Origin of the sequence: Bacillus sp. AFS053548 (assembly GCF_002575105.1) — a bacterium.
Taxonomy (GTDB): Bacteria; Bacillota; Bacilli; order Bacillales; family Bacillaceae_G; genus Gottfriedia.
The window spans coordinates 21,308-27,758 of sequence record NZ_NUHI01000089.1 but is presented as its reverse complement, the minus strand read 5'-3'; the positions used below and the strand labels follow the sequence as shown (position 1 = coordinate 27,758).

Genomic DNA, 6,451 nt, shown 5'->3' with positions numbered 1-6,451 from the left:
ACAATTATATGGGCACAACCATTTTGTCCATTATTGTCTGACTTTTTCTTTATTTTTTATATACATAATTACTCGTGGGATGCTTAAACCTTGAATCAACAATGAAAACACTACATTTGCATAGACAATTAGTAAGATGTTTTCTCTATATGGAAAATCAACAGGTAAAGTTAGTGCCAGTGCAATTGACAAAGCACCTTTTAACCCACCCCAGTTAATAAGAAACTTTTCAATATTTGTAAAAGTTTTTATTTTGATCAGACTAATAGTTACTGCAATTGTTCTTGCGATTAATACAACTAATATTGTTAATAAAGAAACTTTCCAATTTGAAAATACATCTAATTGATAAACTACTAAACCAATTAGTAGGAATAAAATTGTATTTCCTACAAACGATACGATGTCCCAAAAACTTGCGATGTAATCTTCGGTTACCGCACTCATTCCAATTTTCTTTCCATAATTACCAAACACAATGCCTCCAATTACAACTGCAATTACGCCACTTCCATGGAAATGCTCTGAAATTAGATAACTACCATAAAAAAGTAAAAAAGAAACCATTGTTTCAAGCGGGTAATTATCTACAAAACTAATCATGTATGAAGCTAAAAATCCTAAAATTAACCCGATAACTGTTCCAATAAGAACAACTTTGAAGAATAATAAAATACCAGCACCAATACCTGATAATCCCATGTTAATATAACTTAATAGGAATACTGTAGATATTTTAAAAAACACAACTGCTATTCCATCATTAAACAGACTTTCTCCTTCTAAACTAGCCGCAATACTTTTCTTTACATTGTATATCTTAAACATCCCCATTACCGAAATAGGATCAGTTGCACACATAAGAGAAGCTATCGTAAAAGATACTACTACTGGTAACTTACAAATATAAATCAAGGCAACAGCTACAAGTACAAATGTTATAAATGTACCTAAAAGAGCTAAACTTAAGATTTCATTTTTATATTTTTTTATTTCCTTATATTCAAACTTCATCGACGCCTCTCCAAGAAGTGAAGGCAAAAAAATACTAAGAACAATCAATGAAAAATTCTCACTATTCGTAAATAAATAAGCAATTTTATCTAAAAAATCAATATTCAAAATACCAATTACTAGACCAATAATGACTAGGAATATTGTGTAGGGTTTATTAAATTTATTTGCAGCCAACCAGGATATCACACCGATTAAGAGTAATATTAAGAATTGTCCTATAATCATGTTTGAAACTTCTAACAATCCGTGTTCCATTTAAAACTCTCCTTAATAGAAATAACATTGAAATACTACATAAAAAATTGGATTAGAAACCCTTCAATTTCGAATTATGTCATAAGAATGATTCATTACATTTCCAAGCGTTTCATGTATTATTTTAAGACTTGAAACAGCCTCTAAATCTGACTCTAATCTGATTGTTTCTATTTATATACACATAATACTTAAAGTCTTGGTTAAATTACCTTGAAATGGAAAATGGTAATTGCGGGGTCTCTAGTTTTACCATTCCTAAGTTAATAACATTTTTACCAACTGAGGTAAATTTATGTAGATGCAAAAAAGGACATTTAGGTTTTATTACTTTACGAAAGAATTTACTTTTACGTATTATCTATATCTTTTATGTAAAAATATAGTAAGAAATAAGTTAAAGGCGAGGGTAGTGATGGAAACTTTTGATGTCATAATACGAACTCTTTCAGCATTCGTTTTACTTATTTGTATTACCCATCTTCTTGGTAAACAAACAATATCAAAAATGACTTATCATGATTATATTACTTCAATTACATTAGGATCTATTGCAGGTAACTTGACGTTTAATACCTCCATCCATTTCAGTAACTATATCACTGCATTAATAATCTTCAGTACGTTTTTATTTCTTGCTACTTTAGTTTCATTAAAAAATAATAAAGCTAGAGCATTATTCAATGGACAGCCAACTGTTGTCATTCAAGATGGAAAAATTCTTGAAAAAAACTTAAAAAAATTAAAAGTGACAATGGATTCACTAAATCAAGCACTAAGAAGAAGAGATATATTTGATATTGATGAAGTAGAATACGCTATTTTTGAACCTGACGGGCATTTATCTATATTAAAGAAACCCCTATATCGTTTTGTAACTAGAGAAGATTTGGGGATTTCTAGTCCTTCCCAATCAGATTTCCCTATTGAAATCATTATGGATGGTCAAATGATTAATAAAAACATGACGCAAAACCACTTAACAAAAGATTGGATCATTTCTGAAATTGAACAGCGAGGTTTGAAATTAGCTGATGTTTCATATTGTGTTCGGGGTACAAATGGTCAACTGTATTTTGATTTGTACAAAGATCAGATTCATTCACCAGTTGATATAGAAGAATGAAAAAATCGGTAACCTCATTTGAGACTACCGATTTATTTGTCATGATTTAAATTAATTTAGACCAAGTGCTTCTAAAACATCATCTAATGTTTTGCCCTTATATTTTTTAACTGGTTTTGTTGCAACACCTGTTACCGAAAGGTCTCCCTCATTTTTCCCTTGTCCAGCAATAATACCAGCTACATGCGTTCCATGCTCTGTATAGTACGCTTCACCATTTGTGGCTAATTCAGCCTTCCCAGACTTTTTCCAATCAGCATACGTCGTTTCCATTGGGTCACTGTCATTGTCAACGAAATCGTACCCGCCTTTAAATGCTCCTTTTAAATCTGGGTGATTATAGTCGATTCCAGTATCAAGAATCCCGACTTTTACGCCTTTTCCTGTAAAGCCTTCATCATGAATTTTTTCAACTCCTGGGAATGTAACCATAGTATGGGTTGCAGCTTGCTTCCCTGTTGTTGATGATTCACTGATCGATGGTGGCTCTACCTGAACTTGTAAATCACTATAGACAGCTTTTACTGAATTTGATTTAAGAAGCGATTTAATTTTGTTTGCTGGGAGTGTCATAGAAACCCCATTAAATGCTTTTTTGTATGATCGTTTAATCGAATATGGATTTTTCTTTTCTTTTAATTCACTGCTAAAAATTGTTTTTAAATCTTTTTGGAACGTTTCGTGTGAATCATCCACTTTTGCTTGCGCATCTTTTTCCGTAAGCACTTCCCCATTTGACGCTGCTTCTAAAACCGCAGTCTGCTGAGGCTTGTCCTTAAACTCGACAATGACAGACGTAAGTTTGTCACTTGTTTGATCGACATCAGGAGATACTTGAACCCCTGATTTGTCACTTAATTTCAATTGCTTAATTGCCTCACGCTGTTGAGGAGTCAGTCTTGCTAGTACTTGATCAATCTTTGAAGTTGCTTGTGCATGAACCTGATGCGAAAATGAAACCGGTGTTAACGTAGTGCTTATAAGTCCTGTTGATAATGCTAATGTTGTGACATTTTTAAACATTTTCTTCTTCATCTACTAACCTTCTTTCTTTTCTCAAGATAGATTTATTATAATGAGAGTTGGCATGATTGATATTTTTTTGCAAAATTCATTCAATTCAAATTTTTTTAACATTTTTTTTATCAATCTGGACAATTTTAATCATTTATCAACAAAAAAAGCATAAACCCGTAATTTTACGAAATTTATGCTTTTCCTTATATAACAATATATTCAATATTGTTCAGTATTAAATTTAAGTGATGATCTAACTAATTAACTTCTACTAAAATATTTGAAATTTTAGCCACTTTCTCATATTGTTCAGTATCTATGTAATGACTATATAATTCTTTAGCATATTTGTTAATCCACATTGAATACTTCATCGACTGAAAGTATGGTAGAGCATCCTGCTCTATGTATTTGTAGTATTGTTCAATATTATCTTCAATTCGATAGATAAGCATTTTAAATGCTTTTTGGTGTAGAAGATTGTCCAACTTTCTTGCAGCAACTAACCCTTGTTGAGCTATTTTTAACATTTCAGTTTTCTTCATTAGTTTACCTTCCAAACAGATTACCAAATAATTACGAAGTTGCCTAACGTATTGTATAGATTTCTTATCCACGAGATCCAATGCCTCTTGCACTATTTCCTGAGCGCGAACATAATCTTTTCTACAATAGAATAGATTTGATAAGTTGCCTAGAAGACTAACTTTTTTATCAGTTTCATGCAGTAAATCGCATAAGTGAATCAGACTTTTATAAGATTCCAAAATCTTTTCAAAATCGGCATGTTGATCATTCTGAATTTGTGCAAGCATTAGAGCCTCTGCTTCAAGCATCATTACAAGATTATTCATTTCTTTGAAATGCACTAAAGCTTTTTCAGCATATACATATGCCATCATTTTATTTTGAACTAAATGATATGCTTCAGCCAAATTATAATAATATTCTGGATTTTTATATTCATTCATATTAATTTTCTTCAAAATATTTAAGGCTAAATTTTTATTATTTGAATTTGACGTATCATAGATCGAGGTATAATAGATCCCCCATACGTGCAATTGCAAATTCTTTTCGTATTGAGGAAGAACTGGATATTCTTTTTCAACACTACTCAAAATTGTATAAACCCTTTCAAATTCTTTCTTTAAAATGTAATACTTTGCCCTTAATAACTGATATAATGGTGCAAACTCGGTGGAGTCTAAATATGGATTTTTTTTCAATGCCTTTTTTAACTCTTCAACCTCCTTCTTATTTTGCATAAAAATGGCCTTTTGCCATCGATTCAGTGAATCTTTTGTATTCTTAAAGAGATTAACCTCATTATTAATATCAATGTTTAAACGATTTGATAGTAGTTCAACGATCTCCGAGGAATAGATTGTTTGACCGAGTTCAATTTTACTGAGGTATGCGAGAGTACAAATTCCCTTGCCTAGTTGTTCAAGTGTTAACCCAAGTTTTTGTCGATAATATCTTATGATTTGACCCTCTATCATTTTATTTCTCCCTTTAATTTCCCTATTCATTTTAATTTAATTGAATTTTCAATAATTAATAACAATTATTTTAAATTAACTTTTTTAATTTGCAAATAGAAAAATCGGATATAAATAGAAAATATTTAACTAAATCTATTAGACTTTTTCAGATAAAATAAAAAAACACATCTAATAATTCACTACACTTTTTCAGCAATTATTTAGAGGTGTTTTAATATCTATTTAATTGTCACTCATAATCAGATATTGATTAATTATTATTTTCATCTGTATCATCATAATACGTTGAATCACCTTGTTGTGCATTAAAAGTCCAATTTACTTTTAGACGATCCCCTTGAAAATGATTTTGATCTTGTCCATTATCTACAAATTCAAATAATACAAAGATTTTTTCTTTGTCGCCTGCAATAATGCCATCTGGCTTAGGAGCTGATAGTGTATCAATTTGAGTAACATCAGGTTGTTGAGTTTGTAAATCATATAATGTTGTTTCAACAATCGGACTAGTTGCACTACTTGTATTGTACATTATTGTAACTTTGATATGTTTTGCTAGATCATCATCATGATTATTTGAATTAACATCTTCCACTGTATATTTGGTTTCCAGTAATACCTTACTAATGTCTAATGTACCATTGTTCTCGAGTGTAAATTCACGATAAACCTCATCACCTGGTTTAATGTTACTAATATTAACAACCGTACTAGGATTCATCCCTAAATCTAATGTACCTGCAGCAAATGTATTCTGTGTTTCTACTGAATCACTAAAATAAGCAAATGTCCCTCCTCCAACTAATGATAAACCTAACGCAGCACTCATTACTCCTTGACTTACTTTCTTCGTAAAACTCATTCTTAATTCCCCCTTGGAAAAATATATTAAACTCCTATGTATTCCTTATTTAATACATAGGAGATCTAACCAAAACGATTAACCTTGTACAATTTCTAACTCTTTTTTTGCACTAATAATGGAGTATAAAGCCGAAATAATAAGTAATATACCTGGTATTATTAACAAAAGCGTTGATCCGATTTTTGAATTGGCATAGTTCATAACATAGCCTAAGTATGGAATCGTAATACCAGTGTATTTTCCAATGACATCTCGTTGTGTAATTATCCATAAATCCGGGCCGTTATTATTATCACCCTTTGTTTTATATGTAATTTCCCCATTCTTGTTTTTAACTTCTAGAATTCTATGGGTTACTAATCTATCTTTTGTATGAAACGTAATAATATCACCCTTTTGATAGGCATAATTGTTAGGCTCTAGTTTTATTTGAATGATCGAACCTGTTTGAAAAATAGGTTCCATTGAACCCGATAATACTGTTTTTAATTGATATCCTCTAATTGTAGGCTCTTGTCCGGTTATTTTAGATGAAAGAACTATAAATGCCATAAAACATAGGATAACTAAACAGAATAGTTTAATTAAATTAATCAAAATACTTACTAATTTTTTCATGATTTTTTCTCCTTCACTGAAATTCATTATTCATAGATTGCTAAA

6 protein-coding genes are annotated in these 6,451 nt (G+C 30.7%); 1 reads left to right on the top strand and 5 read right to left on the bottom strand.

Features of this window, described 5'->3' with window-relative positions:
- Positions 1–30 precede the first annotated feature (30 nt).
- Positions 31–1,272 carry a cation:proton antiporter gene (locus tag CN946_RS22985; RefSeq protein WP_098863151.1) on the bottom strand — a complete coding sequence of 414 codons (1,242 nt, stop codon included), beginning with the start codon at positions 1,270–1,272 and terminating at the stop codon, positions 31–33.
- A 415-nt stretch (positions 1,273–1,687) separates the two neighbouring features.
- Here CN946_RS22985 and CN946_RS22980 point away from each other — a divergent pair, with 415 nt between their 5' ends.
- Positions 1,688–2,398 carry a DUF421 domain-containing protein gene (locus CN946_RS22980; protein ID WP_098863150.1) on the top strand — a complete coding sequence of 237 codons (711 nt, stop codon included), beginning with the start codon at positions 1,688–1,690 and terminating at the stop codon, positions 2,396–2,398.
- A gap of 51 nt (positions 2,399–2,449) precedes the next feature.
- Here the strand turns inward: CN946_RS22980 and CN946_RS22975 are convergent, their stop codons facing one another.
- From CN946_RS22975 to sipW, 4 genes are all read right to left on the bottom strand, one after another.
- Positions 2,450–3,433: a S8 family serine peptidase gene (locus CN946_RS22975; RefSeq protein ID WP_098863149.1), complete on the bottom strand. Its 984-nt coding sequence runs from the start codon at positions 3,431–3,433 to the stop codon at positions 2,450–2,452.
- 239 nt (positions 3,434–3,672) lie between these two features.
- Positions 3,673–4,920 carry a helix-turn-helix domain-containing protein gene (locus CN946_RS22970; protein WP_098863148.1) on the bottom strand — a complete coding sequence of 416 codons (1,248 nt, stop codon included), beginning with the start codon at positions 4,918–4,920 and terminating at the stop codon, positions 3,673–3,675.
- A gap of 253 nt (positions 4,921–5,173) precedes the next feature.
- Positions 5,174–5,785 (bottom strand): TasA family protein, encoded by a 612-nt coding sequence (locus tag CN946_RS22965; protein WP_098863147.1) that lies wholly within the window; start codon positions 5,783–5,785, stop codon positions 5,174–5,176.
- Positions 5,786–5,863: 78 nt separating this feature from the next.
- Entirely contained in the window at positions 5,864–6,406 is a 543-nt protein-coding gene (gene sipW / locus CN946_RS22960) for a signal peptidase I SipW (protein WP_098863146.1), read from the bottom strand.
- Positions 6,407–6,451 lie beyond the last annotated feature (45 nt).

What these genes read in the sequence shown, in the direction of transcription:
- CN946_RS22985 (WP_098863151.1), bottom strand. Translation starts at nt 1,272, where the DNA reads ATGGAACACGGATTGTTAGAAGTTTCAAACATGATTATAGGACAATTC.
- CN946_RS22980 (WP_098863150.1), top strand. Translation starts at nt 1,688, where the DNA reads ATGGAAACTTTTGATGTCATAATACGAACTCTTTCAGCATTCGTTTTA.
- CN946_RS22975 (WP_098863149.1), bottom strand. Translation starts at nt 3,433, where the DNA reads ATGAAGAAGAAAATGTTTAAAAATGTCACAACATTAGCATTATCAACA.
- CN946_RS22970 (WP_098863148.1), bottom strand. Translation starts at nt 4,920, where the DNA reads ATGATAGAGGGTCAAATCATAAGATATTATCGACAAAAACTTGGGTTA.
- CN946_RS22965 (WP_098863147.1), bottom strand. Translation starts at nt 5,785, where the DNA reads ATGAGTTTTACGAAGAAAGTAAGTCAAGGAGTAATGAGTGCTGCGTTA.
- sipW (WP_098863146.1), bottom strand. Translation starts at nt 6,406, where the DNA reads ATGAAAAAATTAGTAAGTATTTTGATTAATTTAATTAAACTATTCTGT.